At 37.2% G+C, this 14,924-nt stretch carries 16 protein-coding genes, 1 tRNA gene, 1 rRNA gene, 1 other RNA gene and 1 other annotated feature; of the genes, 15 read left to right on the forward strand and 4 right to left on the reverse strand.

Going from position 1 to position 14,924, the window contains the following annotated elements; all coding sequences use genetic code 11:
* Window positions 1-82: ribosomal RNA gene (gene rrf / locus ABH960_RS29575) — 5S ribosomal RNA — on the forward strand; the annotation flags it as partial.
* Window positions 83-117: 35 nt separating this feature from the next.
* Here rrf and ABH960_RS29025 read toward each other — a convergent pair.
* Window positions 118-1,119, reverse strand: coding sequence for a YaaC family protein (locus tag ABH960_RS29025; RefSeq protein ID WP_404449881.1), 1,002 nt, complete (start codon window positions 1,117-1,119; stop codon window positions 118-120).
* Between the two features lie 115 nt (window positions 1,120-1,234).
* Here ABH960_RS29025 and guaB point away from each other — a divergent pair, with 115 nt between their 5' ends.
* The 7 genes from guaB (at window position 1,235) to ABH960_RS29060 (ending at window position 8,185) form a co-directional block, all read left to right on the forward strand.
* A complete protein-coding gene (gene guaB, locus ABH960_RS29030) occupies window positions 1,235-2,698 on the forward strand; it encodes an IMP dehydrogenase (RefSeq protein ID WP_002107266.1) in 1,464 nt (487 codons plus the stop codon).
* 113 nt (window positions 2,699-2,811) lie between these two features.
* Window positions 2,812-4,119, forward strand: coding sequence for a serine hydrolase (locus ABH960_RS29035; protein WP_131248078.1), 1,308 nt, complete (start codon window positions 2,812-2,814; stop codon window positions 4,117-4,119).
* A 159-nt stretch (window positions 4,120-4,278) separates the two neighbouring features.
* A complete protein-coding gene (pdxS, locus tag ABH960_RS29040) occupies window positions 4,279-5,166 on the forward strand; it encodes a pyridoxal 5'-phosphate synthase lyase subunit PdxS (RefSeq protein WP_002009615.1) in 888 nt (295 codons plus the stop codon).
* Between the two features lie 18 nt (window positions 5,167-5,184).
* Window positions 5,185-5,775 (forward strand): pyridoxal 5'-phosphate synthase glutaminase subunit PdxT, encoded by a 591-nt coding sequence (gene pdxT, locus ABH960_RS29045; protein ID WP_367961776.1) that lies wholly within the window; start codon window positions 5,185-5,187, stop codon window positions 5,773-5,775.
* A 54-nt stretch (window positions 5,776-5,829) separates the two neighbouring features.
* Window positions 5,830-6,050, forward strand: a binding site (T-box leader).
* Window positions 6,051-6,101: 51 nt separating this feature from the next.
* Window positions 6,102-7,376 carry a serine--tRNA ligase gene (gene serS, locus ABH960_RS29050; protein WP_002009617.1) on the forward strand — a complete coding sequence of 425 codons (1,275 nt, stop codon included), beginning with the start codon at window positions 6,102-6,104 and terminating at the stop codon, window positions 7,374-7,376.
* A 154-nt stretch (window positions 7,377-7,530) separates the two neighbouring features.
* Window positions 7,531-7,623, forward strand: a tRNA-Ser gene (locus ABH960_RS29055).
* A 166-nt stretch (window positions 7,624-7,789) separates the two neighbouring features.
* Window positions 7,790-8,185: a sigma factor-like helix-turn-helix DNA-binding protein gene (locus ABH960_RS29060; RefSeq protein WP_002029297.1), complete on the forward strand. Its 396-nt coding sequence runs from the start codon at window positions 7,790-7,792 to the stop codon at window positions 8,183-8,185.
* A 35-nt stretch (window positions 8,186-8,220) separates the two neighbouring features.
* On the opposite strand, the gene ABH960_RS29065 is transcribed toward ABH960_RS29060, so the two are convergent.
* From ABH960_RS29065 to ABH960_RS29075, 3 genes are all read right to left on the reverse strand, one after another.
* On the reverse strand, window positions 8,221-8,889 hold the full coding sequence (locus ABH960_RS29065; protein WP_002009620.1) for a deoxynucleoside kinase: 669 nt from the start codon (window positions 8,887-8,889) through the stop codon (window positions 8,221-8,223).
* 2 nt (window positions 8,890-8,891) lie between these two features.
* Complete coding sequence (locus ABH960_RS29070; RefSeq protein ID WP_002009621.1) at window positions 8,892-9,527, reverse strand: deoxynucleoside kinase; 636 nt, start codon at window positions 9,525-9,527, stop codon at window positions 8,892-8,894.
* Between the two features lie 123 nt (window positions 9,528-9,650).
* Window positions 9,651-10,190, reverse strand: coding sequence for a cysteine hydrolase family protein (locus ABH960_RS29075; protein ID WP_002130738.1), 540 nt, complete (start codon window positions 10,188-10,190; stop codon window positions 9,651-9,653).
* A gap of 106 nt (window positions 10,191-10,296) precedes the next feature.
* Between ABH960_RS29075 and tadA the strand changes: the two genes are divergently transcribed.
* The 7 genes from tadA to ABH960_RS29110 all read left to right on the forward strand — a co-directional run bounded on the left by tadA (window position 10,297) and on the right by ABH960_RS29110 (window position 14,686).
* On the forward strand, window positions 10,297-10,791 hold the full coding sequence (tadA, locus tag ABH960_RS29080; protein ID WP_002063356.1) for a tRNA adenosine(34) deaminase TadA: 495 nt from the start codon (window positions 10,297-10,299) through the stop codon (window positions 10,789-10,791).
* A gap of 78 nt (window positions 10,792-10,869) precedes the next feature.
* Window positions 10,870-11,134, forward strand: an RNA gene (ffs, locus tag ABH960_RS29085) — signal recognition particle sRNA large type.
* Window positions 11,135-11,266: 132 nt separating this feature from the next.
* Window positions 11,267-12,955, forward strand: a complete 1,689-nt coding sequence (gene dnaX / locus ABH960_RS29090; protein WP_404449886.1) for a DNA polymerase III subunit gamma/tau — start codon at window positions 11,267-11,269, stop codon at window positions 12,953-12,955.
* A gap of 25 nt (window positions 12,956-12,980) precedes the next feature.
* Window positions 12,981-13,307, forward strand: a complete 327-nt coding sequence (locus ABH960_RS29095) for a YbaB/EbfC family nucleoid-associated protein (protein WP_170935248.1) — start codon at window positions 12,981-12,983, stop codon at window positions 13,305-13,307.
* A gap of 14 nt (window positions 13,308-13,321) precedes the next feature.
* The gene (gene recR, locus ABH960_RS29100; protein WP_002009629.1) at window positions 13,322-13,918 is read left to right on the forward strand and encodes a recombination protein RecR; all 597 of its coding nucleotides are present in this window, start codon (window positions 13,322-13,324) and stop codon (window positions 13,916-13,918) included.
* Between the two features lie 14 nt (window positions 13,919-13,932).
* Window positions 13,933-14,154 (forward strand): YaaL family protein, encoded by a 222-nt coding sequence (locus ABH960_RS29105; protein WP_002009631.1) that lies wholly within the window; start codon window positions 13,933-13,935, stop codon window positions 14,152-14,154.
* 262 nt (window positions 14,155-14,416) lie between these two features.
* Complete coding sequence (locus ABH960_RS29110; RefSeq protein ID WP_002063354.1) at window positions 14,417-14,686, forward strand: pro-sigmaK processing inhibitor BofA family protein; 270 nt, start codon at window positions 14,417-14,419, stop codon at window positions 14,684-14,686.
* Window positions 14,687-14,924 lie beyond the last annotated feature (238 nt).

Genomic DNA, 14,924 nt, shown 5'->3' on the forward strand with positions numbered 1-14,924 from the left:
CCATACCGAACACGGAAGTTAAGCTCTCTAGCGCCGATGGTAGTTGGGACCTTGTCCCTGTGAGAGTAGGACGTCGCCAAGCAAGATAAAAACACGAGTCATTTGACTCGTGTTTTTTTATTTCCCATGAAATAGGTTGGATTCCATTAGTAAAAATGCTGAAATATAGTAAGGGATTTTTTGAGCAGAAATATTGAGAAATTGATAAATAAACGGATAATCTTCAGATCCATAGCTTCCAAGTAAGTCATACCACCAATCTGTTTCATACCTAGAAATCATACTTAAATTATAGAGCAATAAATAATGAACAAGAAGCTCAGGCAACACTGGCTTAGAGTTTCTAGGGTCAGTCGTAAGTGGTAAATAATAAGTGTCAGTAAGATGCTCATAGTATAAAGGTGTGCTATACATAGGATTCCATGATTGAATAGGTGCTGAAAAAAACACATTTAATTCATTGTTTTTCTCAGGTACGTGTTGTATTGATAAATGCTTACAAGCTGTTTCGATGTAACGAGAAAATCTCTCTTTGGTCATATGTAGTCGATCTAGTATGTTGACTGAAAACGAGAGTTCATTTTTATTTGTTGAATCAATTTTATATAATGTTGTTCCTTTTTGACTATAGCGAAATAAATGTTGTAATTCAGGGATTTTTCCCATTAGCTCTAACATATTAAACTTTTCTGTTTCTAAGTGTTTCATGTGAAACAGTTGTTCTGCCGCGTGAGTAAATAGTCCATTTTTCTGTATTTTCACTTCATCTTCTAAAAATTGATATCCTTGTTTTTTTCGTTTACGGGTTGTCACTCCATGTGCTAAAACAGTTGTTGATTCTGGATAGTTTGGATCAATAGTTAATAAACAGGCTTTAAAAAGTTGCCCCATCCCATAAAATAACAGCATTGGTTGAATGGAAAATGGTGCTGTTTTATATAATTCATAATAATTTTTACCGTGTTCTAAGTAATAAATAAATGGATAACAATTTTCAAAACTTTTTTTTTCGGCATCCTGAATCGAGGATTTTTCATAACAACGGGCAAGATAACGTTGTACATTTTGAGATGAAAAGAAGAAACTTAATTGCTGCCAAGTACAATGTGTTTGATGCATATATTACGCTCCTCTTATTGTCTAAAAATTCTAACATATATATACGTCCTTGACAGTATTTTAACCAATTGATAAGCTACTAATAATAATTTCTGGTATCATGGGGGGAACAATTATGTGGGAATCTAAATTTGTTAAAGAAGGTTTGACTTTTGATGATGTATTACTTGTACCAGCGAGGTCAGATATATTACCAAGAGAAGTAAGTGTTAAAACAGTTTTATCTGAAAGCTTACAGTTAAACATCCCGTTAATTAGTGCAGGAATGGATACAGTAACAGAAGCTGACATGGCTATTGCAATGGCTCGCCAAGGCGGTTTAGGAATTATTCATAAGAATATGTCTATTGAACAACAGGCAGAGCAAGTTGATAAAGTAAAGCGCTCTGAAAGCGGCGTTATTTCAGATCCTTTCTTCTTAACTCCAGAACATCAAGTATATGATGCAGAACATCTTATGGGAAAATATCGTATCTCAGGTGTACCAGTTGTAAATAATTTAGATGAGCGAAAATTAGTTGGTATTATTACAAACCGTGATATGCGTTTCATCCAAGACTACTCAATCAAAATTTCTGACGTAATGACAAAAGAACAGTTAATTACAGCTCCAGTTGGTACTACACTGGAAGAAGCTGAAAAGATCCTACAAAAGTATAAAATTGAAAAGCTCCCTCTTGTTGATAATAACGGTGTATTACAAGGGCTTATTACAATAAAAGATATTGAAAAAGTAATTGAATTCCCAAACTCTGCTAAAGATAAGCAAGGACGCTTATTAGTTGGAGCAGCTGTTGGTGTAACGGCTGATGCTATGCTTCGTATCGATGCATTAGTAAAAGCTAGCGTAGATGCAATTGTACTTGATACAGCTCATGGGCATTCTAAAGGTGTTATTGAAAAGGTAAAAGAAGTTCGTGCGAAATATCCAGCACTAAATATTATCGCTGGAAATGTTGCTACAGCTGAAGCAACGAAAGCATTAATTGAGGCTGGTGCAAACGTAGTTAAAGTTGGTATTGGACCAGGTTCTATTTGTACAACGCGTGTTGTAGCTGGTGTTGGTGTACCACAATTAACAGCAGTTTATGATTGTGCAACAGAAGCTCGTAAACACGGTATTCCAGTTATTGCTGATGGCGGTGTTAAGTACTCTGGTGATATGGTTAAAGCTTTAGCAGCAGGAGCACACGTTGTTATGCTAGGTAGTATGTTTGCTGGCGTTGCTGAAAGCCCTGGAGAAACTGAAATTTACCAAGGTCGCCAATTTAAAGTATATCGTGGTATGGGTTCTGTGGGAGCGATGGAAAAAGGAAGTAAAGATCGTTACTTCCAAGAAGGAAACAAAAAACTTGTTCCTGAAGGTATTGAAGGACGCGTACCATATAAAGGACCTTTAGCAGATACAGTTCATCAATTAGTTGGTGGATTACGTGCAGGTATGGGATATTGCGGAGCGCAGAATTTAGAATTCTTACGTGAGAATGCACAGTTCATTCGTATGTCAGGTGCAGGTTTACGTGAAAGCCATCCTCATCACGTACAGATTACAAAAGAGGCTCCAAACTACTCATTATAATGTCTTATATACAAATAGACAGAGATTTGATATCTCTGTCTATTTTTTTTTGATTATGTTAGAATAACGGTTATGTGAGTACATAGATATTGGGGGTAGCAAAAGTGAAAGGTATGTTTTGCAAAAGATTCATTGCGTTGGTAACAGTGCTTACACTAGCTTTTGGCGTGTTTGCACCATATAGCAATGCATCAGCAGAAACAGGAGCTGCTTTAAACATTGAAGCGGGTGCAGCGATTTTAGTTGAAGCGAATTCTGGGAAAATTGTATATCAAAAGAATGCAGATGAATTATTATCAATTGCTAGTATGACAAAGATGATGAGTGAATATTTAGTTCATGAAGCAGTGGATAAAGGAAAACTTAAGTGGGATCAAAAAATTAAGGTTTCTGAATATGCATATAAGATTTCACAAGATGCTTCATTATCAAATGTTGCATTAGAAAATGGTGGCCTGTATACAGTAAAAGAGTTATACGAGGCAATGGCAATCTTTTCTGCAAATGGTGCAACAATTGCATTAGCAGAAGCAATTGCGGGTAAAGAAGTAGATTTCGTAAAAATGATGAATGATAAAGCGAAAGAACTAGGATTGAAAAATTATAAATTTGTTAATTCTACGGGTTTAACGAACAAAGATTTAAAAGGGATGCATCCTGAAGGTACAACACCGGATGAAGAAAATAAAATGTCTGCGAAGGATGTTGCAACTTTAGCGCAACATTTAATTAAAGATTATCCAAAAGTGTTAGATACAGCAAAAATCCCGAAAAAAGTTTTCCGTCCCGAAAAAGAGAAATTTGGGATGTCGAACTGGAACTGGATGTTAAAGGGTTTAGTTAAAGAATATGACGGAGTAGATGGTCTAAAAACAGGATCAACTCCAGAAGCAGGGGACTGCTTCACTGGTACGGTTGAACGAAATGGTATGCGTTTTATTTCTGTAGTTATTAAAACAAGTTCTCATACAGCGCGTTTCGATGAGACGAAGAAATTATATGATTATGGCTTTGCTAACTTTGAAATGAAGAAAATGTATGAAAAAGGTTCTTCGGTCAAAGGAAAAGAAACAGTAAGAGTTGAAAATGCGAAAGATAAAGATGTAGCAGTTCAAACGAAGCAAGCTGTTTCACTTCCGGTGCCAAAGGGAAGTAAAGATGTTTATAAAACAGAATTTAAAGAAGGAAATAAGGGACAAGAAGCACCTCTGAAAAAGGGAGTTGCACTTGGACAAATGGTTGTAACGTCTAAAGATAGTAATGATCCTGGATTTTTATCAGGAAAATCATTACAAGTAGACCTTGTAACAAAATCTGAAGTAGAAGAGGCAGGCTGGTTTACACGTTCTATGCGCGGAATTGGTTCTTTCTTTAGTGGTATGTGGAATGGTGCTATTGATACAGTAAAAGGTTGGTTTTAAAAGCTCCTCATTGTAGGAGCTTTTTCTTATTCCTATTTTTCATACCGACTTTATGAAAAAGTAGTAGACAAGCATCAGATAGTTAGTGGTAGAATGTAAGAGTATTCTTAATTTTCTTCTTTAACGGGGAAAGCAATTCACCTAGGGGGGTTTTTGTACATGACAAATGTAACAGGGACAGAACGTGTAAAACGTGGAATGGCAGAAATGCAAAAAGGCGGCGTTATTATGGACGTAGTTAACGCTGAGCAAGCAAGGATTGCAGAAGAGGCAGGCGCAGTTGCTGTTATGGCATTAGAGCGTGTACCTGCAGATATTCGTGCAGCAGGTGGCGTTTCTCGTATGGCAGATCCAACAATTGTTGAAGAAGTTATGGGTGCTGTATCAATTCCGGTTATGGCAAAATGTCGTATCGGTCACCTTGTAGAAGCACGTGTATTAGAATCATTAGGGGTAGACTATATCGATGAGAGTGAAGTATTGACTCCTGCTGATGAAGTATACCATTTAAATAAACGTGATTACACAGTTCCGTTTGTATGTGGTTGCCGCGATATCGGAGAAGCTGCACGTCGTATTGCAGAAGGTGCAGCTATGCTTCGTACAAAAGGTGAACCCGGAACAGGAAACATTGTAGAGGCAGTGCGTCATATGCGCCAAGTCAATGCAGAAATCCGTCAAGTTGCAAGTCTACGTGAAGATGAGTTAATGACATATGCAAAAAATACTGGTGCTCCTTATGAAGTACTACTTGAAATTAAACGCCTTGGTCGCCTGCCAGTTGTAAACTTTGCAGCAGGTGGTGTAGCAACACCAGCAGATGCAGCGTTAATGATGCAACTTGGTGCTGATGGTGTATTTGTTGGATCTGGTATCTTCAAATCAGAGAACCCAGAGAAATTTGCACGTGCAATCGTTGAAGCAACGACTCATTATGAAGATTACGAACTAATTGCAAGCCTTTCTAAAGGATTAGGTAATGCAATGAAAGGTATCGAAATTTCAACGTTATTACCAGAACAACGCATGCAAGAGCGTGGATGGTAATTAAAGGAGATCTTTAAAATGGTGAAAATCGGTGTACTAGGTCTTCAAGGTGCAGTTCGTGAGCATGTAAAATCAGTTGAGGCAAGTGGTGCAGAAGCTGTTGTTGTAAAGCGTATAGAGCAACTTGAAGAGATTGATGGTCTTATTTTACCAGGCGGTGAAAGTACAACAATGCGCCGTCTTATTGATAAGTATGCTTTCATGGAGCCTCTTCGTACATTTGCGAAGTCTGGTAAACCAATGTTTGGTACATGTGCAGGAATGATTCTTCTTGCGAAAACACTTATTGGCTATGAAGAAGCACATATTGGTGCTATGGATATTACGGTTGAGCGCAATGCGTTCGGACGCCAAAAAGATAGTTTTGAAGCTGCACTTTCAATGAAAGGTGTGGGAGAAGACTTTGTTGGTGTATTTATCCGTGCTCCGTATGTTGTAAATGTAGCTGATGATGTTGAAGTACTTTCTATGCATGGCGAGCGAATAGTAGCGGTAAGGCAAGGGCCGTTTTTAGCTGCTTCTTTCCATCCGGAATTAACGGATGATCATCGTGTAACAGCATACTTTGTAGAAATGGTAAAAGAAGCGAAAATGAAAAAAGTTGTATAAGTAACTTGCAACTTGTATAAGATTATAGTAAATTGATGATAACAATTTTATAAAATAAGCGTGTTGATAGGAAGTAGTAACAAATGTTGTTTCTTATAGAGAGTCGATGGTTGGTGGAAATCGATAGAAACAGTTTGTGAATCCATCCTGGAATGGAATGTGGAATATCTTTTGATTAGTAAACATTCCCGGTGAAGAGCCGTTATTTCTACTTGAGAGGAAAGCGGTAATGCTTTCAACTAGGGTGGCAACGCGGGTTAACTCCCGTCCCTTTGTATAGGGACGGGAGTTTTTTGTGTTTTATAAAATAAAAGGAGGAGTATATAATGCTTGATATTAAATTTTTACGTACGAATTTTGAAGAAGTAAAAGCAAAATTACAGCATAGAGGCGAAGATTTAACGGATTTTGGTCGCTTTGAAGAACTTGATACGAGAAGAAGAGAGCTACTTGTTCAAACAGAAGAACTAAAAAGTAAACGTAACGAAGTATCTCAACAAATTTCAGTATTAAAGCGTGAAAAGAAAGATGCGGAAGCTCTAATTCTAGAAATGCGTGAAGTTGGGGAAAAAGTAAAAGATCTTGATAATGAGCTTCGTACAGTTGAAGAAGATTTAGAAAGATTAATGCTATCTATCCCAAATATCCCTCATGAATCTGCTCCAATAGGTGAAACAGAGGATGATAACGTAGTAGCACGTACTTGGGGAGAAGTGAAAGAATTTACTTATGAGCCAAAACCACATTGGGATCTTGCTACTGATTTAGGGATTTTAGATTTTGAACGTGCTGGGAAAGTAACAGGAAGCCGATTTGTATTTTACAAAGGTGCTGGTGCAAGATTAGAACGTGCTTTGATTAGCTTTATGCTTGACCTTCATACTGATGAGCATGGATATGAGGAAGTATTGCCTCCTTATATGGTAAACCGTGCAAGTATGACAGGAACAGGACAACTTCCGAAGTTTGAAGAAGATGCATTCCGTATTGAAAGTGAAGATTATTTCCTAATCCCAACAGCTGAAGTACCTGTAACGAATATGCATCGTGATGAGATTGTGAGTAAAGAGCAATTGCCGATACGATATGCTGCGTTTAGCTCATGCTTCCGTTCTGAAGCAGGTTCAGCTGGTCGTGATACACGTGGTTTAATTCGCCAACACCAATTTAATAAAGTTGAACTTGTTAAGTTCGTGAAACCAGAAGATTCTTACGAAGAGTTAGAAAAATTAACAAATGATGCAGAGCGCGTGTTACAATTATTAGAGTTGCCATATCGCGTTATGAGCATGTGTACAGGAGATTTAGGATTTACAGCAGCGAAGAAATACGATATTGAAGTATGGATTCCAAGCTATGGTACATATCGTGAAATTTCTTCTTGTAGTAATTTTGAGGCATTCCAAGCGAGACGCGCGAATATCCGTTTCCGTCGTGAGCCAAATGGCAAACCGGAACATGTTCATACACTAAATGGATCTGGTCTTGCAATTGGACGTACAGTGGCAGCTATTTTAGAGAACTACCAACAAGAAGATGGTACAATTATAATTCCAGAAGTTCTTCGCCCTTATATGGGAGGAAAAACAGTTATTAAATAAGTTAAAACATTCATCGGTATGAGTGATTGGTAATTATGGACGTTGTCAGCAGTGTCATAAAGGAGAGGGGAAGTAAAATTTTCCTTTCCTCATAATTTATTATAGTAGGGTTGACTAACTGTTTTTCTTTTGATATTATATTTGATGTCAATATGGAGGTATACCCAAGTCTGGCTGAAGGGATCGGTCTTGAAAACCGACAGGCGGCGAGAGTCGCGCGGGGGTTCGAATCCCTCTACCTCCTCCAGATATAATTGACAACAGCGCATATAAGTGGAGATTGGAGAACTCGTTACCAACACGTAACGAGTTTTTATTTTAAAACCAATCATAAAGTATGATGTAAGGATATAGTGTCCTTATTACACACTCATATTCCGATGATTATCTTCATAGATATGAAAGGAGTTAACATGGATCTTATTATACAAACGTTTCCTTTAGATGGAAAAACTTTATATTATGTACAATGTCCTGTCTGTAAGAACAATAGAATTTTAAACAGTGGTGCAAATGTGTCGCGCATTATAAGTGATGATACATTCCGTAAACTTTGTGGTTGCACTTGTGATGTAAAACAGGTTGCAAAAAAAGTAGAGGTACCAAAAGAAGCTGAAAAACCAGCTGTGCAAAAAGAAGTAACTCCAAAACGTACAGGGAAATTACTAACAGCAGTAATTAATGGGAAAGAATTGACTGTTAAAGAGATTGCTGAAACATATGATATTAGTACGAGTACTGTTCGTCAGCGTATTAATGCAGGAAAGCCAGAGAGTGAAATTATTGCTCCGACAAAAAAGAAAAAGTAATTTCATAGGAAAACCCGTGCATATGCACGGGTTTTTTATTTTACAAGTTTACGTGTTTGTTTTAAAAAATGTCCAATTTTTTTAATGATTGGTTCGATTGAATCGCCATCTTTTAAAATATCGTATTCATTAATGTTTAATCGTAAAACAGGGCATGAATTAAAGTTATTAATCCAGTTATCGTAACGTCCATGCATCTCTTTCCAATATTCAATTGGTGTTTGCTGCTCCATGGGACGTCCTCGTTCTTGAATACGATCGACAATATCATCAAAAGAACCTTCTAGGTAAATTAATAAGTCTGGATGAGGGAAGTAAGGAGTCATGACCATAGCATCAAATAAACCTTTGTATGTTTCATAATCAGTTTCAGTCATTGTACCCTTTTCGTAATGCATTTTTGCGAAAATACCAGTATCCTCATAGATAGAACGGTCTTGAACAAAACCGCCGCCATATTCGAAAATTCTTTTTTGTTCTTTAAATCGTTCTGCTAAAAAGTAAACTTGTAAGTGAAAGCTCCAGCGTGTGAAATCAGCATAGAACTTGTCCAAATATGGGTTGGAATCTACTTTTTCAAAAGATGTACGATAACCTAAAGCGTTAGCCAATGCAGTTGTCATAGTTGATTTACCGACACCTACTGTTCCAGCAATAGTGATAACTGCATCATTTGGTATATCATATTTTTGCCTTAAATTCATTGTTATTTCGACTCCTTCAAGAGAGTATTTTGAAGAGCTGATAAGATGACATTTAAATCATCAGGATTTCTTACAAAATCCATATCGTCTCCATTAAATTTTAATACCGGAATATCTGGATGGTCCTTTTTGAAAGCATCCATTGCTGTTTCGTAATCTTTTGTAAGCTGTAGCAAGTAATTTGGATCCATATTTTTTTCGAATTCTCTTCCGCGCATGGCAATTCGTTTTTGTAATGTTTCTAGGCTTGCTGTTAAATAAACGATGACATTTGGTACAGGCATATCTTGCGTAAGAATGCGATAAATTTGCATGTATTTATCATATTGAGAATCTTTTAATGTACGGGATGCAAAAATTAAATTTTTAAATATATGATAATCTGCTACTACAGGCTTTCTTTGATTCAAATACTTTATGTTAATATCCTCTAGTTGTTTGTATCTATTACAAAGAAAGAACATCTCTGTTTGAAAACTCCATTCGTCGATGTCTTCGTAGAATTTTCCTAAAAAAGGATTTTCATCAACAATCTCTTTTAGTAAGTGGAGTTGCATGTGAGTTGAAAGTTCCTTCGCAAGTGAAGTTTTTCCAACACCAATTGGTCCTTCAACCGTGATAAATGGTACTCCGGTCACGCTGTTTCCTCCTTTCAATCAGTGATTTACCGTGACTACTAAAAACACAAAACAGAATTATTGTAGCACAAGAGGAGAGCGAGCGGACTAATTTGATATAAAAAGTTAGAAAATAGATATGTATTAATTAAATTTTATTTGGGATGACGGTACAATATTTGCCTTTAATGTGGCTTCCATTATTTTTAAAGCATGTTCATTATCTTGCTCGTTATTAGAAGCGATGCAATCCCGTGGTACATAAAGTGTATAATTTCTCATATGGGCATCATTAGCTGTAAAAAGGATGCATATGTTCCCGGCAATTCCTGTTAAAATGAGATTTTCGATTTTTAAATAACCTAATAAAGAATTCAAAGGTGTTTCATAAAAAGCAGAGTAATGTGGTTTAATAAAAATATAATCGTCAGTATGCGGAGCAATGGCCTCGATAATATTTTTACTATACTCATTTGTACAATGAGTGATAAGTTGATCAATATCAGATCTCCAAAGTTGATAGTGATCATTGACATAAATTATTGGATAGCCCAATGATTTCATGGTGTCCTTTAATTGTAAAATGGGGTTCTTTATAATTTCACATTTCTGTGCCAGGATGGGTCCGTGGGAGAATTGAAAATCATTAATCATATCGATAATGAGTAAGGCAGTATTTTTCATATGTAATTCCCTCTCTTTCTTCTTTAGGTTGGATTGAATTTGTAAAAGTTATCCCACCTGCAAGAAACGAAAAAGTGTATTTTATTTTTGGTGAAAGGACTATATTATGGAGCGAGATATATATTTTATGCAGTTAGCAATAGAGGAAGCGAAGAAGGCGGAGGCGATACAAGAGGTACCAATTGGTGCTGTAATTGTGCTAGATGGTGAAGTGATTAGTGTCGCACATAACTTAAGAGAAACTGAACAGAGATCAATAGCTCACGCCGAGCTCTTAGCTATTGATGAAGCTTGCAAAAAATTAGGGACATGGCGTTTAGAAGATGCAACGTTATATGTAACATTAGAACCTTGCCCAATGTGTGCAGGGGGAATTGTTTTATCGCGTATAAAACGGGTTGTATATGGTGCGAGCGATCCGAAAGGTGGATGTGCAGGTACGTTGATGAATCTTTTAACTGATGAGCGTTTTAATCATCAGTGTGAAGTAGTGGCTGGTGTACTTGAAGAGGAATGTGGTACGTTGTTAACGATTTTTTTTAGGGAGCTTCGTAAGAAAAGAAAAGAAGTGAAAAAACTAGAGAAAAGTAATGGTAACTAACGTATTTGCATTTTGTAAAAAAACAAGTTATACTGATAATGCCTTATCCAAGGCAACCGAATATTGGTTTTAACTTTGCCGTGCTAAGCGGGGAGGTAGCGGTGCCCTATACTCGCAATCCGCTCTAGCGAGGCTGAATCCCTTCTCGAGGTTATGCTGCTGTAAGGTCTGCCTTAAGTAAGTGGTGTTGACGTTTGGGTCCTGCGCAACGGGACCCCGTGAACCTTGTCAGGTCCGGAAGGAAGCAGCAATAAGCGGGTTTTCTCGTGTGCCGCAGGAGTGCCTGAACCGAGCTAACTGCTTGAGTAACGCTTATGGTACGTAATCGACAGAAGGTGCACGGCAGTTATATATGTATACAAAACTCACCTTTATATAAAGGTGAGTTTTTTGTATGGAAAATAACTTTTGGAATCTATAAACAGAATGGGTTATAATAAATAAGATAATAACCTTTGAGGGAGGCCGTATTTTCGTGTCATACCAAGCGTTATACCGAACATGGAGACCGCAAAAATTCGAAGATGTAGTCGGTCAAAAGCACGTGACAAAAACGTTGCAAAATGCCCTTCTTCAAGAGAAAGCTTCACATGCTTATTTGTTTTCGGGTCCGAGGGGAACAGGGAAAACGACAATTGCAAAAGTATTTGCAAAGGCAATTAACTGTGAACACGCCCCGGTAGCTGAACCTTGTAATGAATGTCCTTCTTGTTTAGGAATTACACAAGGGTCTATTTCAGATGTATTAGAAATTGATGCGGCTTCAAATAACGGTGTAGATGAAATTCGAGATATAAGAGATAAAGTAAAATATGCTCCAAGTGCTGTAGGATATAAAGTATACATTATTGATGAAGTTCACATGCTTTCTATGGGTGCCTTTAATGCGCTTTTGAAAACTTTAGAAGAGCCACCAGGACATGTTATTTTTATTCTGGCGACAACAGAACCGCATAAAATTCCAGCTACAATTATTTCGCGTTGTCAGCGTTTTGAGTTTCGAAAGATATCAGTAAATGATATCGTTGAGAGATTATCGACGGTCGTGACAAATGAAGGTACGCAAGTAGAAGATGAAGCGTTACAAATCGTAGCGCGTGCCGCCGAAGGTGGTATGCGTGATGCGCTCAGTCTTATTGATCAAGCTATTTCTTATAGTGATGAGACGGTGACGAGTGAAGATGTTTTAGCTGTAACAGGATCTGTATCTCAGCGATATTTGGGTGACCTGGTAGAATGTATACGTGAAAATGATGTATCAAGAGCGTTACGTATTATAGATGAGATGATGAGTAAAGGGAAAGATCCAGTTCGCTTTATGGAGGATTTCATTTACTACTATCGTGATATGCTTTTATATCAAACTTCACCACAATTAGAACATATGTTGGAACGGGTAATTGTAGATGATCAATTCCGTACGTTAAGTGAAGAAATGCAACCGGAAGTAATCTATGAAATTATTCATACCCTTAGTAAGGGACAACAGGAGATGAAGTGGACAAACCATCCAAGAATATTCTTGGAAGTTGTTATGGTGCAACTGTGTCAGCAGTTTATGATGCAAGCAAACGGCGCAGATCGTTTGCAAGCGATTATGAACAGGATGCAGCAGCTGGAGAAAGAGTTAGAGCAAGTTAAAAAGAATGGCATGCCAGCTGGTGTGCAGCAGGAAGTAAGAGAGACGCGGGCAACACCAAAACCGGTACGAACAGGAAGTATGAAAATTCCTGTTGGACGTGTGAATGAAGTGTTAAAGCAAGCGAAGCGTCAAGATTTAGAACAGTTAAAAGCTGTATGGGGCGAATTATTAGGAAGGCTCAAGTCACATAACAAAGTAGCATTTGCTGTTTTATTAGAAAATAGTGAACCAGTTGCGGCTTCGGATGATACCTATGTGTTAGCATTTCAATATGAGATTCATTGCAAAATGGCTAGTGAAAATCGAGAAGCGATGGATACATTGGAACAAACTCTTTTTGAATTGTTAAGTAAAAGGTTAAATATGATTGCTATCCCAAAAAGTGAATGGGGTAAAATTCGTGAAGACTTTTTACAACGCGAAGGCGGGGATTCTGAAGAAAGCCCAGAACAAAAAGAAGATCCTCTTATAGAAGAGGCTGTAAAATTAGTAGGGCAAGAACTTATTGAAATAAAAGAGTAATAATAATGAGGAGGAATTAATTATGATGCGTGGCGGAATGGGAAATATGAATAACATGATGAAACAAATGCAAAAGATGCAAAAAGACATGGCGAAGGCGCAAGAAGAGCTTGGCGAAAAAACAGTTGAAGGTACAGCTGGCGGCGGAATGGTTACTGTTATTGCAAATGGTCATAAGCAAGTTCTTGAAGTGAAAATTAAAGAAGAAGTTGTAGATCCAGAAGATATCGAAATGTTACAAGACTTAGTATTAGCTGCAACGAATGATGCACTTAAAAAGGTTGATGAACTTTCAAACTCTACAATGGGCAAATTTACAAAAGGCATGAACTTACCAGGTGGAATGTTCTAGGAGGATATTGATATATGCATTATCCAGAACCGATATCAAAATTAATCGATAGTTTTATGAAGTTGCCAGGAATCGGACCGAAAACAGCGGTTCGATTGGCATTCTTCGTGTTAGATATGAAAGAGGATGATGTACTAGGTTTTGCGAAAGCACTTGTGAATGCAAAGCGAGATTTAGCGTATTGTTCTGTGTGCGGACATATCACTGACCGCGATCCTTGTTATATTTGTGACGATTCGCATAGGGATCAATCGGTTGTTTGTGTAGTACAAGAGCCGAAAGATGTAATTGCGATGGAAAAAATGAAAGAATACCAAGGTGTATATCATGTTTTGCGTGGTGCCATTTCTCCAATGGAGGGAATTGGACCAGAGGATATTAATATCCCGCAGTTATTAAAGAGACTGCAAGATGAAACAGTACAAGAAGTGATATTAGCAACAAACCCTAATATTGAAGGGGAAGCCACAGCGATGTACATATCCCGCCTCTTAAAGCCAACAGGAATTAAAGTAACTCGTATTGCACATGGTCTGCCAGTTGGTGGAGATTTAGAATATGCAGATGAAGTAACACTATCGAAAGCTTTAGAAGGCCGTAGAGAGATATAAGAGGAGAAGGGAAAATGTTCTTTCAAAAAAAGGGTAAGTTGCGTAAAGAGTATGACGATAAGTTAATTGTATTATTAGAAAAGGTAAAGAATGAATGGCTACGTCAGAAGAGACTGGTTGAACAAAGTGTTGAGCCGTCTCAAGATGTACTTTGTTCTTTAAAAATAGCAGAGGCGAAATATTTTTTCTTGTTAAAAGAAGCAAAACGTCGTCCTGTGAAAATGGAACAATGGTAAAAGGTCCTGCTTTTTAAAGCGGGACCTTTTGCTTTTTATCGATTTATTTGTGAGTAATAGGGCTACTTTATTTTTGGGATATAAAAATGAGAAAGAAAAAGTGGGAATGGAATTAGTTGTATCTAATTGTTAGCACTTAGAAGAAATATTACTGATTAAAGGTTATAAATACGAAGTGGTAGGAGTTATGTTATAGATGTTCTTTTTTCTTGTCTTGTCCCATACAAATGGATATGTATAGGTCATTCATAAGGAGGAAAAAATGAATTCTACAATTATTATTGTTGGCATTCTTGCTTTGGTTTTTATTTTTCTTGTTTTTGGTGTTTCTGCTAAACCAATACGTTTTATAGGGAAAGCACTCTTTCATGTCACTTTAGGTATAGCGTTACTATTTATTGTGAATGTTGCAGGGACATATTTCGATTTTCATATTCCAATTAACATGGGCACAGCTACAGTATCAAGTTTATTAGGGGTGCCAGGTGTTGCTGCATTAGTGATTATTAAGCTGTATATAATGCCAAGATAAATTTATTTTGGCATTTTTTAAAAAAGCGTTGACTTATCGATTAGTAATATGATAAATTAATAAGCGTCGTCAGGAACGAAAGAAAAAAGTTGTTGACAGATTCAAGTCAAAATGTTAAATTATAAAAGTCGCTGAAACGCGGCGTTGAACTTTGAAAACTAAACGAAACAAACAACGTGAAACGTCAATTTTTATTTTTAGATGCTAGACAAACTAACTTTATTGGAGAGTTTGATCC

The organism is Bacillus sp. RC252 (assembly GCF_044909215.1).
Classification (GTDB): Bacteria; Bacillota; Bacilli; order Bacillales; family Bacillaceae_G; genus Bacillus_A; species Bacillus_A mycoides.

Excerpts from the sequence above, each read along its gene's own strand:
- ABH960_RS29025 (WP_404449881.1), bottom strand. The coding sequence starts at position 1,119 with ATGCATCAAACACATTGTACTTGGCAGCAATTAAGTTTCTTCTTTTCA.
- guaB (WP_002107266.1), top strand. The coding sequence starts at position 1,235 with ATGTGGGAATCTAAATTTGTTAAAGAAGGTTTGACTTTTGATGATGTA.
- ABH960_RS29035 (WP_131248078.1), top strand. The coding sequence starts at position 2,812 with ATGTTTTGCAAAAGATTCATTGCGTTGGTAACAGTGCTTACACTAGCT.
- pdxS (WP_002009615.1), top strand. The coding sequence starts at position 4,279 with ATGACAAATGTAACAGGGACAGAACGTGTAAAACGTGGAATGGCAGAA.
- pdxT (WP_367961776.1), top strand. The coding sequence starts at position 5,185 with ATGGTGAAAATCGGTGTACTAGGTCTTCAAGGTGCAGTTCGTGAGCAT.
- serS (WP_002009617.1), top strand. The coding sequence starts at position 6,102 with ATGCTTGATATTAAATTTTTACGTACGAATTTTGAAGAAGTAAAAGCA.
- ABH960_RS29060 (WP_002029297.1), top strand. The coding sequence starts at position 7,790 with ATGGATCTTATTATACAAACGTTTCCTTTAGATGGAAAAACTTTATAT.
- ABH960_RS29065 (WP_002009620.1), bottom strand. The coding sequence starts at position 8,889 with ATGAATTTAAGGCAAAAATATGATATACCAAATGATGCAGTTATCACT.
- ABH960_RS29075 (WP_002130738.1), bottom strand. The coding sequence starts at position 10,190 with ATGAAAAATACTGCCTTACTCATTATCGATATGATTAATGATTTTCAA.
- tadA (WP_002063356.1), top strand. The coding sequence starts at position 10,297 with ATGGAGCGAGATATATATTTTATGCAGTTAGCAATAGAGGAAGCGAAG.
- ABH960_RS29095 (WP_170935248.1), top strand. The coding sequence starts at position 12,981 with ATGCGTGGCGGAATGGGAAATATGAATAACATGATGAAACAAATGCAA.
- recR (WP_002009629.1), top strand. The coding sequence starts at position 13,322 with ATGCATTATCCAGAACCGATATCAAAATTAATCGATAGTTTTATGAAG.
- ABH960_RS29105 (WP_002009631.1), top strand. The coding sequence starts at position 13,933 with ATGTTCTTTCAAAAAAAGGGTAAGTTGCGTAAAGAGTATGACGATAAG.
- ABH960_RS29110 (WP_002063354.1), top strand. The coding sequence starts at position 14,417 with ATGAATTCTACAATTATTATTGTTGGCATTCTTGCTTTGGTTTTTATT.